The organism is Flavobacterium tructae, assembly GCF_002217475.1.
Lineage (GTDB): Bacteria > Bacteroidota > Bacteroidia > Flavobacteriales > Flavobacteriaceae > Flavobacterium > Flavobacterium tructae.
Genome location: NZ_MUHH01000031.1, coordinates 27,415 through 42,849 on the forward strand (window position 1 = coordinate 27,415; position 15,435 = coordinate 42,849).

Consider the following 15,435-nt stretch of genomic DNA (forward strand, 5'->3'; position numbering starts at 1 on the left):
GAGAGATTACATATTGGTAAAACCACCTCGCCGCTCTGCATAACTGTCCCGTAGGGACTATACGAGACTTAGCACAAAGCGTTTTTCGTAGCTTTTCTGGTTTCAGTACAGCACTTTGATTCTTTTAGGATAAGAGGTTCTGAAAAGCCGGATCAATATTTTCAAACTTAAACGCAAAACCTTTTTCTAATAGTCGTTTCGGAATCACATTTCTGCTTTTTAAAACCAGTTCTGTTTCTGTCCGAATGATAAAAGATCCGATTTTCAGAAAGAATTGATTGAGTGGGATTCCAAAAGGTATACCAACTGCTTTTCGAAGTTTTTGCATAAAGTCACTATTTGAAATAGGGTTTGGCGAAACGATATTTACTTTTCCTGCCATCTCTTTTTTTATTATAAACTCGATTGCACGTGCAAAATCATCTTCGTGAATCCAGCTGACCCATTGATTTCCTTTTCCTTGTTTTCCTCCAAAACCTATTTTAGCCAAAGTCTTTAACGGAAGGAGAGCACCGCCGTTTTTTCCCAAAACGATTGATGTTCGTAATGCCGTTTTCAGGGTATTTGGAGTTTCTGTTTTAAAAAAAGCTTTTTCCCACGAGAGAGCCACATTTATAGAGAAGTCATTTCCGATTTCCCCCTCGACTTCGTCCATTTGTTTGTCTAAAGAAAAACGGTAAATGGTGGAAGTTGACGAATTGAGCCAATGTTTTGGTGGGTTTTTACAATTCAAAACGGCTTTGTTTAAAATTTTTGTGCTTTCAAGACGAGACAATAAAATTGCTTTTTTATTTTTTGAAGTATAGCGACAATCAACAGATTTACCTGCCAGATTAATTAATACCGTGGCATTTTCCAGTTCACTTTCCCAGCCTGAAAAAGTTTTGGCATTCCAGTTTACATATTTTATTCCATCGATGATTTGTGACTTCCCTCGAGTCAGAATAACAATTTCTTCAAATTTGTTTTTGAAATGATGTATTAAAACCTGTCCCAGAAATCCTGTTCCGGCTGCGATGATGAGTTTGCTCATTATTGTTTTTTTTGGCACGAATTGCCCGAATGGTAATCCGTGCAATCTGTGACGATTTTTTTAAATCAGTTTAAAATGAAGAATAAAGCAATAATTCGATAGAGAATCCAGGTGTAAGATAAGTAAATTGGAAGTTTCAAAATTTTGATTCTTCTGAAATGTTCCAAATATAGGATCAAAACGGTGACTCCGAACCAGCCTAAAACGATAGTTTCAGTAAGTGGTATAAATTTGCTTAGAAGCAGGACAGGACTTAAAATTAAGGAACCCATTAATGAAACGGTCATTAGATTTCCGGCATAATTCATAATGGTTTGTCTGTCAAATTGGAATAAAAACAAACTTTGGAAAACAATTTGGCCCAATGTAATAATGATTTCTCTTGAAATACTGGTTTTCGGTAAACCCGGAATCAGATTAGCATAACCAAAAAGGATAGAGCTTGTTATCGTTAAGGCAAATCCGATAAACAGAAATCGATATTTATAATTAAAATCCGGAGTACATTGTAATTTGTTCTCTTCGACTGCATTTCCAGGGATAATTACTTTTCGATTGTAGGAAACAAAAGAATACATTTTTTTGAGGATAAAGTGAATCGGTTTTAGAGTTGAAATTTTTTCAATAAGCGGAAATGAAAAACCGACAACTTTAATTAAACTGTCAATTCCATAAGTTACGGTTTTTGTTTTGTTATCAATCAAAGCGATTTCGTTTGGAGCGCGTTTTAAATCAACAAAATTTTGTTCTTCCTCAGATAGCTGACAGTATGATTTTCTTCCGTTTTGATCTAACATGCCACTTTTTACAAAGCCAGTGGTATACAAACTGCATAGCGGACAATCTTCATCGTAAAGTAGGGTTTGGTTTTCCAGCGTTTTCATAGTTATCGTTTGTTTTAAACTTTCAGAAAAAAATGAAAGTTTTGATTAAATTTTTTTATTTCATGATTTTAAGGACAAGACGTCCCAACCAGTTTTCATTAAATTCGGTCATTTTATCCATCATATTATCTGCTTTTAATACAAAATCATACAATTTAGAAGTTTGATCTACAAAGTGTTTTTCTTCAGCAGTATCATTTGCTCCAATTGTAGAAACTTCTTTCAATATTTTAAGAGCAGGTTTAATTTCTCTTTTACTTCTTTCTCTGGCAATTTTTACGGCCAGTTCGTCTAGATCCTTTTCAGCAGTAAAAAATTCCCTTCTTTCTCCGGCTTTGAATTCTTTGTAGACAATTCCCCAATCCATTAAAGCTCTTAGGTTCATGCTGGCGTTTCCGCGTGAAATTTGTAATTCCTCCATGATATCCTCCATAGAAACAGCTTCGTTCGAAACCATTAACAGCGCATGAATCTGTGCCATGGTTTTATTAATACCCCACTGAGAACCTAATGCTCCCCAGGTTTGTACGAACTTATTTTTTGCTTCTTTGAATTCCATGAAACAAATGTAAGTAAAAGTTTTTAAACTTTCAAAAATAAATGAAAGTTTGTTTGATGAGGTTTTTCTAAGAATTATCTTATGTCTTGTTTTTTGTGTCTTATGACAGATAATTCTCATTTTATAACATTTTTTCGATTCGATCTTCATATCTAAAATAGCTTTGATATAGAAATTTAATGAAAGAAAATTATCTGAGTAACTATTTAATTATTAAATAGTTGTGATTAAAAAAAGTGGAGCAGAACCCACTTTAAAAAACGGACTGTTTCGCACAGTTAAAAGCGAAGGCGGATCTGAAAAGCCTCATGAGTAGGACAAAAACTATTATTATGCAAGCAATACCTCAAAAAGTAAAAAATGTAAATGTGTATCCTTATGTAGAATGGCATGGAGGAGGAGTTGGACCAGTTATTCTTCCTGTTGTTGAAAAAGCTACCGGTACCTTTGCAGTTGGGACACTTATTAAATCAGTGTTTTATAATCTTGATTTGAACACACTGTCCGAAAAACAAAAATTAGGTGTACACCAAAGATATATAGCAACTGGAGAATATGAAGACGGTACTCCTTTTACTACTCCGTGGATGTATTGTACAAATGCGGGTACACAGCCTGAGTTTGGAAGAACTATTACGCTTGGTAAACCAGAATCTGAAACAATTAATGCCGAAACTTTGCCTCCGTATATCACACTGGGAGAACTTACTGATATTACAGTTTCTCAGTTATTTCCGGCACCGGCAATAGGACAGAGAGTATTAATTGAAAATGGAACCGGAAATGTTATCGCTACCAGAACAGGAACACCTCATGAAATGGGAAGCGAAGTAAATACCGGAAATCGTTTAGGCAAATTAACGGCTGGAGCGAAGAATATTATTATCACCGGAAAAAATAATGAAGGCAGAACAGTGACTTTAGGTAATTTGACTTGCTTGAGTCCAAATGAACCAGCACTTTTCCTGCATCAGTTTGGTTATAGTAATTAAGGAATCAGAAAGTTTCTTCGGTAGAAATTTCTTCCTGAAAAAGGATAAATCCTCAAACAAAACAAATAATAACTAAAAAACAACAACTATGGGAATAATCATGCCTTATGGTGTCGCAGTTAGAGAAGCTCTTGCCTCTAATGACCTGGCTAAGATGGAAGCTGTTGCCAAGCAAGCAAAGCAAACAATAAGAGATCATGGAGATCTGACTGTAGCTTTATTAGACTTATTGGACGCAATAGATTCTCTAAAGAACAAGAAGTAAGCTGACTTGTACAGAAAAACAAGGGGGTATCTGAAAAACCTAAAGAGTAGGAGTAATCAAAAGATAAAATATTATGGCAACAGTACTTTACGGAGTAGGAATCAGGGAGGCGATTGCCTCAAATGATTTAGAAAAAATGGTTGCGGTAGCTGAACAAGCTAAGAAAACCATAAGAGAACAAAAAGATTTGCATGTAGCATTAGTAGAATTGCTTGATGCAATTGATGCCTTGAAAAAGAAAAGGTAATCTAAAAAAGACGGTTTATCAAGTTTTACTTTTTAAACCGTCTTTTAAATAATTGTCAAACCACAAACAAAACTAATACCGATTGTATATTCAATATAGTCCAATTGCATGGTACTATTTTCATATTACATCGGTATTATATCAGAAAGCATTGAACTAAAATATAAGTAAAATTGATATAAGATGGATACTATTAAGACTTCAACAAGATACAGAGTAAGGGATGATTATGCAACGGCTACTCCAGTGCATGTCGTATGGGAAATTACGCTGGCTTGCAATTTGAAATGCTCACATTGCGGATCGAGAGCCGGAAAAGTAAGACCGGGTGAATTAACTACAGAACAATGTTTTGGGGTTATTGATAGTCTTAAACGTCTTGGTACCAGAGAAATTTCGATTATTGGGGGGGAAGCTTTTTTAAGAAAAGACTGGATTGAGATTATCGAAAGAATACATCAAAGCGGGATCGAATGCTCTATGCAGTCCGGTGCCTATAATTTAAACGAAGAAAGAATCATTGCTGCAAAAAAAGCGGGAATAAATAATATAGGTGTTTCTATCGATGGAATGCCGGATACTCACAATAAAATAAGAGGAAGAAGAGATTCTTTTGAACATGCCGTTAATTGTCTGGGATTACTTAAAAAGCACAATATAACTTCTAGCGTAAATACAGTAATTACAAAAAGAAGTAAAAATGAGATGAATGAGCTTTTGGATGTTTTGATTGAAAATAATGTAAAAAACTGGCAGATACAACTTGCCGTTGCTATGGGGAATGCCGTAGACAATGCGGATGAACTGATCGTTCAGCCTTATGAATTAATTGATTTTTACGATGAGCTTATTGTGATCTACAGAAAAGCCTTAGCTCATAATATCCTAATACAGGCGGGGAATAACATTGGTTATTTTGGACCGTATGAACACATTTGGAGACAGGGCAATGAGAAATATTATACCGGATGTTCGGCAGGGCATACCGGAATAGGGATTGAAGCAGATGGTAAAATTAAAGGCTGTCCTTCCTTACCAACGAGTGCCTATACAGGAGGAAATGTAAAAGATATGGCACTGGAGGATATTTGGAAATACAGTGAAGAGATGGTTTTTTCCAGATATAGAAATAAAGAAGAATTATGGGGCGGTTGTAAAGGCTGTTATTATGAATCTTCTTGTCTGGCGGGCTGTACCTGGACAAGTCATGTATTGTTCGGTAAGAGAGGGAATAATCCTTTTTGCCATCATCGTGCTTTAGAATTAAAAAAGAAAGGTCTTAAGGAACGAGTAAGAAAAATACAGGAAGCACCAGGCGACTCTTTCGATATGGGACTTTTTGAAATTATCGTCGAAGATGAAAACGGAGTAATAGTAGAAATACAATCACCTCATACTGAAACTCCTGTTCCTGTTGTTGATGTGACAGCAAGAGTTCCAAGAATACCTAAAGCCTTAAAGTTATGTAATGGCTGCGATAATTATGTCTATGAAGAAGAAGAGGTTTGCAGTTTTTGTAACAGCAACGTGAAAGAGGTAAATGATGAATATGCCGCTAAAATGGAGAAAGCAAAACGCTCACTGGAAAAACTAGAATTCTTAATGATGAAATAGTATGGAGCAATTAAGAAGTATTCAATCAGAAATTGATCAGTATTTGCATCATATTGAAGAAGGTTTAAGTCTGTCGGAAATTACAATTAAGTACGGACTCAACTCTTATCGATACGGATCTTCCAGTTTCTTAGAGGCTCTTTTTGACCCGGTTCCAATGACACCACAAACGGTATTTTATGATTTGGGTTCCGGTTATGGAAATATCATTTTATATGGTGCCGTAAAACATCCGGATGTTCAGTTTAAAGGAATCGAAATTCTTGAAGAGCGAAATAAAGTTTGTGTTGCTTTAATAGAAAAAGAAGGACTTGCGAATGCCAGGGCAATTTCGGGAGATATTTTAAAAGCAGATATCTCAGATGGAAATGTTTTTTATCTGTACAATCCTCTTTACGATTTTCAATATGCTGAATTATTAGAGAAACTCTATCACATCTCTCTCCGTAAAAACATTATTGTAATTGCCGAGTCCAGCTGCATCTTTTTCGATGAAGCCGATTGGTTAGAGCAATATCACTTTAAAGATATTGATGTGCTTCGGAAAATTAAATATTACCGCTCTAAATCTGTTCATTAAAAACCACCAACAAACAATAGAAATCAAAATCATTAATTAACCTAAAATCAAAACAGTTATGGCAAGTTTAAGTTCAATTATTCTTCCGGTTCTTGAAGGAATGGAAGAATCACATTTAAAAGATCAGTTATTAAAATTCCTTCCAAATCAGGAGGAAGCATTTTCAAAAATTGAGAAAAGTTTCAATCAGCTGACTTCTAAAGTTCAGGACAAAGAACGTTTACAGCGTTTCTTTCACAGCTGGAGCCAAACCAATAACAGTGCAATGACAGTATCCGGAATCAGCAATCGTATGACCATGCTGGTTCATAAAAATCAACCTATTGCAGATGAAAAAGCACTATTGCAATCGATCACCAGCTTAAACCGTATCGTTGATGAAGATCTGGCAGTGGTAGGCAGAATTTTGCATTCGCAGCTGTTTTATACTATGGCCACTACAATCTGTACAGATGATGACTGGCTTTCCCGACGTTACCTGAATCAAAGCGCCTGTGATTTTAAAGCATGGAAAGATCAAAACTCATTACGAAATAAAGACATCATGATTGCTTTACTGACGACTTTGATACATGAAATTTATACGCATGGAGAAGTAGAACTGATCTTGCCAAAATTCCAGTCCTGGTTGATTAATGATTACGGTTACACAGAAGAAGAGTGCGACAAAACATTAGCATGGATCAGTGTTCACTGTGGACCAACAGAGAAAAATCACTTCTTTTTTGCTGTTAGTTCAATTTTTCACTACGCCAAGGCAATGAATATCGATCTTGAATCGTATGATCTTGAAACAATTGTCAAGGACTATTTAGCAAAAAAATCGGCCGTGATGGTGGATCTTTTGGAAGTAGAAGAATTGAGTTTTTAAATCGGCGTATCTAATAATCTATTACAAAAAAATAAACTTCAATCTTATATGTCAAAAATTAAACTACAGCAAAACCAAGCTGATCAACAGGAAAAATGGAATCAGTTGTTTTTTGAATACTTTCAGAATATCAACATATTAGGCAGAGATGCTTTTGCTAATTCGTCTGTCGTCCTGTCTCCGGAGTATAACAAACCGATGGATCGCCTGTGTGCTGTTTTAAACAAAGCTTGTACAGCAATTGTTTTGAATTACTTTGAAGACAGCAGAATCCGGAACTATTATCAACTGGAGAATGACCTTGAAGCTTTATTGAAAAAGTGTAGTAGCCAAAGCTATAATCAGGGTTTTTATCGCCCTGATTTTTTATATGATAGTAATGACCAGCCCAAAATCTGTGAAATAGGAGCACGTTATCCGTTAAATGGATGGATGATCAGTTATTATTTACACCTGATAAACAATCAGACCAATGAATATAAAGATCAAATAGCTGCAGGAGGTACAGATTTAAAAAATCTTATCGACGATCTGTCTCATCAGTTTGCTCCCCATAAAAAAGTAGCTCTTATTCATGATGATGAAAAAGGCAGCGATATTTTTAATGCACAAAGAGAGTTGGCCAAATTAAATATTGAATTAATTTCTGCAAAACCTCAGGAGCTCGTGATTGTAAAGGATTCAATAGAAGCCAACGGAGTACCGGTTTCACAATTTATACTCGAAATGGATCGGGAAGAATTAAAAAAAATTAGCCCCGATGTATTGGACAAGTTAATTGAAGAGAATTGCTATTTCAATGACATTCGAACTTTAATCCTTATTCATGATAAAAGAGTTTTGGCTGTCATGTATGATGCCGCGATTATGCTGGACTACCTGAGTAAGGAAGAGTACCATTTTTTGAAAGAGTACCTTATCCCAAGCTTCGTTATTACCGATCCTGTTGAATGCGATGAATTTACAAATACAGAACAAAATCTGATTTTAAAACTAAACAGCGGCGGAAGGGGAATTGGAGCCTATGTGAAAAGTGATTGCACTGATGAAAATTGGAATACTATAGTGAGAGAAAACTGGAAGAGCTATCTGATTCAGCATTTTGTAGATCAAAAAGAGTTTGACGATGCTGAAAACAACCGTCAGATTTATTTAGTGGGAATGCTGCTGTGCAAAGATGATAAAAGTTATGGATCCGGTATGTTTCGGGGATCAGATGAATCTGTTGTGAATGTGCATCAGGGAAGAGCTTTGATTTATCCAATAGCACAGTAGTCAAAATATGAAACATACCGTTGTGATACCTCTTTATAATAAGGAAGCTTACATCTATGATACCATTCGTTCTCTGGCTTTTCAGGAAAAAAAAGTGTCAGAGCTTATTATTGTCGATGATTGTAGTTCAGATCTGAGTTTGGTATATCTAAAAGACGCGCTCTCTTTTTTTTCCCCTCAATTTTTGCAGACGGATGTTCAGATCATCGAGCTGGAAGAGAATAAAGGTCCAAGTAACGCCAGAAATATTGGAATTGAGTTGGCAACCGGAGATTTGATCAGTTTTCTGGATGCAGACGATTGTTATTTACCAACTTGTTTACAAGATAGTAGTTCTATGATGGAGGAGGAGAATCTCGATGTGCTGATACTTGGTATTCTGCTCATCCCGTCAAATCATTACTTACCGAAAACTAAATCATTTGAAAAAGAAATGATTCCCTTTTCAGAGGAACTATTTTTAATTCCGGATCCATTGCACACGATTAGTTCTCCCGATTTTATTATGGGTTTTGGCAGTAATGTTGTGATCCGAAAAAAACATCTTGAAGATATTTTTTATGAGACTGATGTTTCAATAAGCGAAGGCATTGACTTATGGTATCGGGTACTAAAAACATTACCTCAGCCTTCCAGAGTTGGATTACTGAATAAAGCCTGCATCGAAGTACGGGAAGTAGAAGGAAGTTTGTCCAGAATCAGCCCCACAGATTGGAAAGCAATTGAAATCCCGATCATCATAAAGCGGTATAGAAAAAGCTCCAATCGATACGATCAGCAGTTAATGGGAATGTATTCGCAGCGATGGCTGGAACACGCCATGGAGCGATTGCCGTCCTGGCAGCAAAAAGGCTTGTTTATTTTCAATCATTTCAAATTATTGGTCAAGAACAGTTATTATTTAAAAAGAAGAAACTCTTAAAAACGACTCCTTATGTATCCCGTTTGTATCCCTCCAAAAATAGACCATTCTGAATTACAGGATTACTTTGAATTGGCCAAACAAAATCCGTTGTATATTGAATTTTACAAAGGAAATGATTTTGCTGCCGGAGCACCTGTACTGAGTAAAAAAGAGTTAATGCCAATTTTAGAGACAAAGTTTAAACTTGAGGAAGAAAAAACAGGCGTTTATCTCGTACGCTCAGGCGGGAGCACTCAAAAGCCGTTGGTTTTTCCGGTTGATATTCAGGAGAATCATAATCAGCGTCTTGCATTGGCAGGCGAACTCACCCGAAATAATTTTTTTACTTCCAAAACAATTGCCCTGAACATTTTTGGTTATTCCGATATGTATCGTACGGCAGCTATTATGGATGATATTCTTGAAAAATGTCAGGCAACAACTTTGGCATTAAGTGCCCATGCAAGTTATGCCGATATGGAGCAGGCAGCCCGTCATTTCAAACCTGATTTTATATTCGGAACTCCTTCAAAACTAATCTGCTTTGCTCATTTTTTACAAAAGAACAACAGAAAAATAGAAATTGGGAAGTTGTTTTATGCGGGAGAGTTTTTACGACCTAATACACAAAAATTTTTACAGCAGGTACTAGGTTTTCAGGAAGTGTATTCCATGTATGGTTCCGCCGAAACCGGAATTTGGGCCTGGTCACATTGTACTAAAACGCCATCCTTGTTTTCCGTTATAAAAGGTATTATTGTTGAAATTATAAATCCCGATGAGGAAGGATACGGTACAATAGCGGTTACTAATACATTCCGTAAAAGGTTTCCGGTTTTTCGATATGCCATCGGAGATATAGGCCGATGGGTAGAACTGGATGGAAAATCTTTTTTGGAATTAAAATCCAGAGAGGCAAAATCTTTTATAGTTTGTGAACAGCATTACGACTTAGACAAATTTCTGTCGCTTACAAATGAGGCAACCGCTTTTCAGATTCAATTGTCAACAAATAAAAATTTTAAGGATGTTGTAAAGATGCTAATCGTACAAAATGTTTCTGAAGATAAAAGAGAGGCTTTTGTTGAGGAAAAAGATGCGGCATTGAAAAAACTGTTGAACTATGAAGACGGTTTTATGGATGTTGAGGTTTTGCTGGTTACGGCGGCAGATCTGTACATAGATCCCAATACGACTAAGACACCAGTATTACTGGATCGTAGATAATGCTTTTGTGCAAGTTTGTAATTTTTATTCCCTCTTTAAAAGAATTCTGTTCCATTGATTATTCGCTTTATGGATAAAAAAACCAGTCTCATGACATTTTTTTATCTAGGGTTTCTTATGCATTGTAATTTTAATCGGGAAAATTAAAAATGCTGGTTTCGTAAAGTTATTCTAAAGGAAATCAGAATGATAAGATTATCCATTGAGAATCAAAATAATACCAAACAATCCGAATTAGTAACCCCAAAAGCAAACTACCATGAAAGATTTAACCTCTTCCTCGAAAAATTGCGTGGATCCGATACCAGATTCAAGATATCCGGTTTTGGAGACTTTTACAGGGCCTCAGCCCAGACTTCCACAATTTTGGAAATGTACTTGTGTACTTCACCCTTTTAGTCCCCTGCAGAGTAATAGTACTACTGCTGACAAAGAGAGCCCTTTTTTTGAAATTTGTACCGCGACGGTTTATTATGCCGAAGGACTTGGATTAAACGCTTTGTTGGTAGGTGCTTCCGGCAGAAGATGGTGGTACAGAATAACGCCAACTCAAACAGAAGTATCGACCGACGGAATCCGCTATACACCGATCAATGTAGGTTGGCGAATTCCAACTACAAACTGGTTTGGAAATGAAAGCAGTAGAGCAAAATGTTCCGGAACCAGTTATCTGAACTGGATGAAAGCACAAAAAGTAGATTGGTGGAAAATTCCGGTAGGTAACAGCAGTCCTGCACCTGCTACCTGGATGTGGTTTGATCATAAAACCAATTTTCCGGTGCGTCTTATGTTTGGACAAGGACCTGTTGCACGCCCGGGTTTAGGAGATGTTAATCAGCTGGCCTTATTTCAAATGTTCTCGTTTACTTATTTCTCTACTTTTGAGAAATTATCAAGCAATCCTTTAAACACACCTTTGGTACTTCCGGTTGTAGAAGGTTTTTCATTTGGAAACCCTGATAACTATGAGCTGTTTACATGGAATACTAATTTTGGGATGACTGTTTTCATGACACCGGTCAATGAAGCATTCAATCCTCTTCCTACAAGGGTTTTATACAATTGGAGAGACAATTCGCAATACAGCGTTTCATCAGACAGGAGTCAGAGTACCCTGATGAAATATACCTACAATCCCACAAATCCATTTACTGCGCAACAAGCGCTTCTTACCGGACCAACTCCTACCGGAATGATTCCGCCGCCTAATAGTGGTGCAGGATTTTTAATTAATTATGTAGGAGACAGAATAACAAATGCGATTGGTTTTGGAAATTTTCCATTCCCGCAACAACCGCCAAACTGGGTTCAGATTCCGGCGGTACAAGGAAAAATTCATGCCACTATTGTGAGGAATCCTGCGCTTTGTCCGGGTAATACAGCCACGGTTGTTGGTGTATTTTTTCCGCCTTCAGGAAATAATTATCCAGATTCTACTTATTTATGGACCTGGTATAGCCCTTTCGATCGAACCGGAAGACGCAGCCGACCAATAACCTTTATGCAATCGCAGTCAGGTGTAGGTTTAGGAACGAGTCTTGCTTTGGCAGATTATTTTGATTATGAAGAATTTACAACGCCAATTCCGGCTTGCAATTTCGCGGTTCCACCAGTTGATTTTACCGTTCAGGCAAAACCGAATCCAAGTACTCCTGATAATCCTAATCCTTCTTATCCATGGTTGGATACAGGTGTTCGATTGAATCCTAGTAGAGTTGCTACCATAAAATATAAAGATGGGCTATGGACGGCGAATCCAAATATCAATAACGGTCATTTGTACAATTCTGCCGGAAACCCAACTTTTATCAGTGCTAAACCCGGTTACGCACTTCCAGGGGCAAACGAGGGAGCATTGGTAGGTAAAATAGGAGATACTGTTTTCTTAATCGGATTGGGAGCAAACACGCCAGCGGGATTAGTTGGAAAATTAGAATTATGCATCAATGACGATTTAAAAGGTATTTACGGAGCAGGTCTGACAGATAATATAGGACAGGTAAACGTGCAGATAAGTGTTAGTTCTCCAAGAAAGGAAAAACTGGAACCCGTAATAGAAAGCGGGACAGAACCCACTCTGGAAAACGAGCCGGTATCTGAATAAGGAGAAACTTGATCCAATGATAAAAAGTGGAGCAGAACCCACTATAAAAAACGAGGCGGTATCTGAAAAGCCCCACGAGTAAGAAAAATTTAAATTAAAAGATTATGGCAGATTTATTAGCAGGTGCCTATTTAGCAAAAGGCACAATCGGGAATGTAGGAACACCAGGTGCTCCAATTGCATCATTTAGTTTAGTTGTTGTACCATCACAACATTCTGTTTCAGGTACAGTAGTCATTACACAGGCCATCCCTGGTCCTGATAGTCACATCGTTGTTCATGTTAAAGGAAGAATATATGCAACCGGATTCGGTAAAATTACTCAGGTAGTTAGCCTAAGCGGACAATATGTTCAATCTGTTCCTCCTCCTGCAATTGGTTCTTTCTTGGCTAATTTTGAGGCACACTTAGCAATCGATAGTTCATGGAACGGAACAGGAGGATTCTCTTATTGGAATCACCACATAGAGAATGTGCCGGTAAAGTCTGCAAAGACCCCGAAAAAAGAACTGGCATAGAAACTAAATTCTCCCCAAACAATTCAATACAAGAATACTGAATTAAGAAAAAATCTTATTTCATTAAAATCTAAAGACCGCCTGCTTCGGGCGGTTTTTTGTTAAAAGAGGTTCTGATAATTAAAAACTTCAGACGATTCAAAAAAACAAACAAAAGAAACACCCATTAACTACACCAAATCATGAAAAAAATAAATATAAAAACAGCAGCTACCGTTATCGCGGTTTTTGCCATCCTAATCCTTGGATGCAAAAAAAATGATATACTGGCAAAGGTTGATTCCGATTACGAATACCTGCCACAAGATGTACAGGATTCATGCAGTGTTTCAGAAGATGAATTCAAGACCTGGTTTAAAACAAAGAAAATTACCGAAAATGGACTTGTTGAACCTGCAAACAGTGTTGATTTTCCACATAGAAATAATTGCGATTTTTATAAATGGTCTGAACAAATGTTTTTATGGATCACCTCTCCAGTTTCCGACGGAGACTATAAAAGTGGTGGCACTGTAATAGAATCTCCCGTTTTCTATAATGTTTCTGCAGAAGATCCCGTTACCAAAAAACGTGTTTTAACACCACATAAACCAAATACTTTATTGAGTGCTGTGAGTAATATTAGCCAAACAGGACCAAACAGACTTCCAATTATAATTGATAAAAAAGGAAGAGCATTTGAAGTAGAACCTCAAAGTAAAAATGAAGCTGTTAAAGATGCGTCAAATAAATCTGTGATAGTAGGCGGGGTTATTGCTAATGCCAATGGGGTGCATTCTTTTATAGATACAAAAGGAAAAGCTATTTCTAAGCCTAAAGCGATAATAGATACTAAAGGTCATCGTGAAAACATTGTGCAGGAGTTTATAACAAAAGATAATAAAACTTTGTTCCTGGATTCAAAGGGAGATGTAATTGATACAGAACAAGGACAGGCAGGTTCTAACGGAGCGTTAGTTGCGGTAAATAAATCACTGGTGTATTACATCACAATGGTAAACGATGTTTATGCTTATTTTCTGACGGGTGTACAAAACAAGAAATTAAATGGTAATCAGTTCCCTACTACAGCCAGTGCAAGAGATAGTATTCTTGCCTATGCAAAGAGCAGCGGTTTTGCCGCTCCACCGGATCCGGATGCTTTGGCAATAGAATTAAAGACATCATGGGTGGAAGTAAAGGATTTACCAAATCCGGAGAGTTATGTTACAATCAAAGCTAAGATTCCTGTATACGACAAATCAGACCCTAAGTTGTGGAAGCTAACAAATAAAACAACAACAGCAACACTGGCGTTGGTTGGAATGCACATTGTAGGAAGTGTTGCAGGACATCCCGAAATGATCTGGGCAACTTTTGAACACCAAAAAAATGCACCAAACGAAGCGTATTCTTATAGAGATGTTAATGGTAAAATCAAGCAAGTAAAAGCTGATGGAGGAAAAGATTGGCTCTTTAATGTTAATGCCGACGATACCACAAAAAATACGCAGAAGATGACTGTTGAAAACAATACAATTAAAATTACTGACCCAGCGATAGACAAGCCTAATATAAAAAGAGTTATGGCCTGGGGAGTTGCTTCTGATACTGTTCCAAATCAAGAGAATAGAACTCCTGCAGATTCGAATAGTGAAGTTATTGCTATTAACAACAGTATACGTAAAATGTTGGTTGGTAATGATATTAGAAAGAATTATTTACTAATCGGTGCGACCTGGACTTTTGGTGGTGCAGGGCCCAATGGTAATTCATATCCTTACGGTGGAAATAACGGAGATGCAATTGGAACAGGGCGATTAGCGAATAGTACTATGGAGACCTTTTTTCAGTCTCCAAGCTCCAATTCTGTTCCGGATGGAAATTACAAATCAGTTACGTCCTGCTTTTTTTGTCACAGTGGCGGAAATAGTGTAAAACCAGATAGTCTGAGTCATGTGTTTACTCATATAATACCATTGTCTACAAAGACGAGAGATTTACTTAAAAGAAAAATAAATTAATTCAACAAAAGCCGGGACTAAATTTTAGTTACCGGCTTTTAATTTTGTAAAAGGAATGATGAAGATAAGTAAATTTATCTTTGGTATTTGTAGTCAGATCGAATCAAAAAAAACAAAGCATTTCTACCCCGGTTTTAAATATATCCAATAAGCTTAAAGTAATCCTGCTCTTTTCAATAAACTTCCGGTTTGGGTTTCTGACTACCGAACAGTTCGCAAAAAAAATATATAAGTTTTAGAGACTTTTACAATTACAGCGTTAAGAAAAATCTTATGACTGATTTATTTGTTTTCGTGTCATCATATAGGGATCTCGTGACATTTTCCGATATTAAATTGAATGGCTCGTTTAGTTTTGA

Annotated in this window: 15 protein-coding genes; 12 read left to right on the top strand and 3 right to left on the bottom strand. The window is 36.8% G+C overall.

Annotation, left to right across the window (positions count from 1 at the left end; genetic code table 11):
* Nucleotides 1–124 precede the first annotated feature (124 nt).
* From B0A80_RS13920 to B0A80_RS13930, 3 genes are all read right to left on the bottom strand, one after another.
* Entirely contained in the window at nucleotides 125–1,033 is a 909-nt protein-coding gene (locus tag B0A80_RS13920) for a TIGR01777 family oxidoreductase (RefSeq protein ID WP_089077701.1), read from the bottom strand.
* Nucleotides 1,034–1,098: 65 nt separating this feature from the next.
* Nucleotides 1,099–1,917 (bottom strand): thiol-disulfide oxidoreductase DCC family protein, encoded by an 819-nt coding sequence (locus tag B0A80_RS13925; protein ID WP_089077657.1) that lies wholly within the window; start codon nucleotides 1,915–1,917, stop codon nucleotides 1,099–1,101.
* A 55-nt stretch (nucleotides 1,918–1,972) separates the two neighbouring features.
* Nucleotides 1,973–2,476, bottom strand: a complete 504-nt coding sequence (locus B0A80_RS13930) for a GbsR/MarR family transcriptional regulator (RefSeq protein WP_070907965.1) — start codon at nucleotides 2,474–2,476, stop codon at nucleotides 1,973–1,975.
* A gap of 332 nt (nucleotides 2,477–2,808) precedes the next feature.
* Here B0A80_RS13930 and B0A80_RS13935 point away from each other — a divergent pair, with 332 nt between their 5' ends.
* The 12 genes from B0A80_RS13935 to B0A80_RS13990 all read left to right on the top strand — a co-directional run bounded on the left by B0A80_RS13935 (nucleotide 2,809) and on the right by B0A80_RS13990 (nucleotide 15,076).
* A complete protein-coding gene (locus B0A80_RS13935; RefSeq protein WP_089077658.1) occupies nucleotides 2,809–3,468 on the top strand; it encodes a hypothetical protein in 660 nt (219 codons plus the stop codon).
* A gap of 88 nt (nucleotides 3,469–3,556) precedes the next feature.
* A complete protein-coding gene (locus B0A80_RS13940) occupies nucleotides 3,557–3,733 on the top strand; it encodes a DUF1843 domain-containing protein (protein ID WP_017495081.1) in 177 nt (58 codons plus the stop codon).
* A gap of 73 nt (nucleotides 3,734–3,806) precedes the next feature.
* Nucleotides 3,807–3,980, top strand: a complete 174-nt coding sequence (locus tag B0A80_RS13945; RefSeq protein WP_017495080.1) for a DUF1843 domain-containing protein — start codon at nucleotides 3,807–3,809, stop codon at nucleotides 3,978–3,980.
* A gap of 183 nt (nucleotides 3,981–4,163) precedes the next feature.
* Complete coding sequence (locus B0A80_RS13950; RefSeq protein WP_089077659.1) at nucleotides 4,164–5,594, top strand: radical SAM/SPASM domain-containing protein; 1,431 nt, start codon at nucleotides 4,164–4,166, stop codon at nucleotides 5,592–5,594.
* A gap of 1 nt (nucleotide 5,595) precedes the next feature.
* Nucleotides 5,596–6,174, top strand: coding sequence for a class I SAM-dependent methyltransferase (locus B0A80_RS13955; RefSeq protein ID WP_089077660.1), 579 nt, complete (start codon nucleotides 5,596–5,598; stop codon nucleotides 6,172–6,174).
* Nucleotides 6,175–6,232: 58 nt separating this feature from the next.
* On the top strand, nucleotides 6,233–7,045 hold the full coding sequence (locus B0A80_RS13960) for a hypothetical protein (protein ID WP_089077661.1): 813 nt from the start codon (nucleotides 6,233–6,235) through the stop codon (nucleotides 7,043–7,045).
* Nucleotides 7,046–7,093: 48 nt separating this feature from the next.
* Nucleotides 7,094–8,320 carry a hypothetical protein gene (locus B0A80_RS13965; RefSeq protein WP_089077662.1) on the top strand — a complete coding sequence of 409 codons (1,227 nt, stop codon included), beginning with the start codon at nucleotides 7,094–7,096 and terminating at the stop codon, nucleotides 8,318–8,320.
* A gap of 7 nt (nucleotides 8,321–8,327) precedes the next feature.
* Nucleotides 8,328–9,242, top strand: coding sequence for a glycosyltransferase family 2 protein (locus tag B0A80_RS13970; protein ID WP_070907920.1), 915 nt, complete (start codon nucleotides 8,328–8,330; stop codon nucleotides 9,240–9,242).
* A 12-nt stretch (nucleotides 9,243–9,254) separates the two neighbouring features.
* A complete protein-coding gene (locus tag B0A80_RS13975; RefSeq protein WP_089077663.1) occupies nucleotides 9,255–10,451 on the top strand; it encodes a phenylacetate--CoA ligase family protein in 1,197 nt (398 codons plus the stop codon).
* A gap of 259 nt (nucleotides 10,452–10,710) precedes the next feature.
* A complete protein-coding gene (locus B0A80_RS13980; RefSeq protein ID WP_089077664.1) occupies nucleotides 10,711–12,555 on the top strand; it encodes a hypothetical protein in 1,845 nt (614 codons plus the stop codon).
* Nucleotides 12,556–12,659: 104 nt separating this feature from the next.
* Complete coding sequence (locus B0A80_RS13985; RefSeq protein ID WP_017495072.1) at nucleotides 12,660–13,073, top strand: DUF1842 domain-containing protein; 414 nt, start codon at nucleotides 12,660–12,662, stop codon at nucleotides 13,071–13,073.
* A 182-nt stretch (nucleotides 13,074–13,255) separates the two neighbouring features.
* Nucleotides 13,256–15,076 carry a hypothetical protein gene (locus B0A80_RS13990; RefSeq protein ID WP_089077665.1) on the top strand — a complete coding sequence of 607 codons (1,821 nt, stop codon included), beginning with the start codon at nucleotides 13,256–13,258 and terminating at the stop codon, nucleotides 15,074–15,076.
* The last annotated feature ends 359 nt before the right edge of the window (nucleotides 15,077–15,435 follow it).

Excerpts from the sequence above, each read along its gene's own strand:
- B0A80_RS13945 (WP_017495080.1), top strand. The coding sequence starts at position 3,807 with ATGGCAACAGTACTTTACGGAGTAGGAATCAGGGAGGCGATTGCCTCA.
- B0A80_RS13930 (WP_070907965.1), bottom strand. The coding sequence starts at position 2,476 with ATGGAATTCAAAGAAGCAAAAAATAAGTTCGTACAAACCTGGGGAGCA.
- B0A80_RS13965 (WP_089077662.1), top strand. The coding sequence starts at position 7,094 with ATGTCAAAAATTAAACTACAGCAAAACCAAGCTGATCAACAGGAAAAA.
- B0A80_RS13955 (WP_089077660.1), top strand. The coding sequence starts at position 5,596 with ATGGAGCAATTAAGAAGTATTCAATCAGAAATTGATCAGTATTTGCAT.
- B0A80_RS13990 (WP_089077665.1), top strand. The coding sequence starts at position 13,256 with ATGAAAAAAATAAATATAAAAACAGCAGCTACCGTTATCGCGGTTTTT.
- B0A80_RS13985 (WP_017495072.1), top strand. The coding sequence starts at position 12,660 with ATGGCAGATTTATTAGCAGGTGCCTATTTAGCAAAAGGCACAATCGGG.
- B0A80_RS13980 (WP_089077664.1), top strand. The coding sequence starts at position 10,711 with ATGAAAGATTTAACCTCTTCCTCGAAAAATTGCGTGGATCCGATACCA.
- B0A80_RS13970 (WP_070907920.1), top strand. The coding sequence starts at position 8,328 with ATGAAACATACCGTTGTGATACCTCTTTATAATAAGGAAGCTTACATC.
- B0A80_RS13975 (WP_089077663.1), top strand. The coding sequence starts at position 9,255 with ATGTATCCCGTTTGTATCCCTCCAAAAATAGACCATTCTGAATTACAG.
- B0A80_RS13940 (WP_017495081.1), top strand. The coding sequence starts at position 3,557 with ATGGGAATAATCATGCCTTATGGTGTCGCAGTTAGAGAAGCTCTTGCC.
- B0A80_RS13925 (WP_089077657.1), bottom strand. The coding sequence starts at position 1,917 with ATGAAAACGCTGGAAAACCAAACCCTACTTTACGATGAAGATTGTCCG.
- B0A80_RS13950 (WP_089077659.1), top strand. The coding sequence starts at position 4,164 with ATGGATACTATTAAGACTTCAACAAGATACAGAGTAAGGGATGATTAT.
- B0A80_RS13935 (WP_089077658.1), top strand. The coding sequence starts at position 2,809 with ATGCAAGCAATACCTCAAAAAGTAAAAAATGTAAATGTGTATCCTTAT.
- B0A80_RS13920 (WP_089077701.1), bottom strand. The coding sequence starts at position 1,033 with ATGAGCAAACTCATCATCGCAGCCGGAACAGGATTTCTGGGACAGGTT.
- B0A80_RS13960 (WP_089077661.1), top strand. The coding sequence starts at position 6,233 with ATGGCAAGTTTAAGTTCAATTATTCTTCCGGTTCTTGAAGGAATGGAA.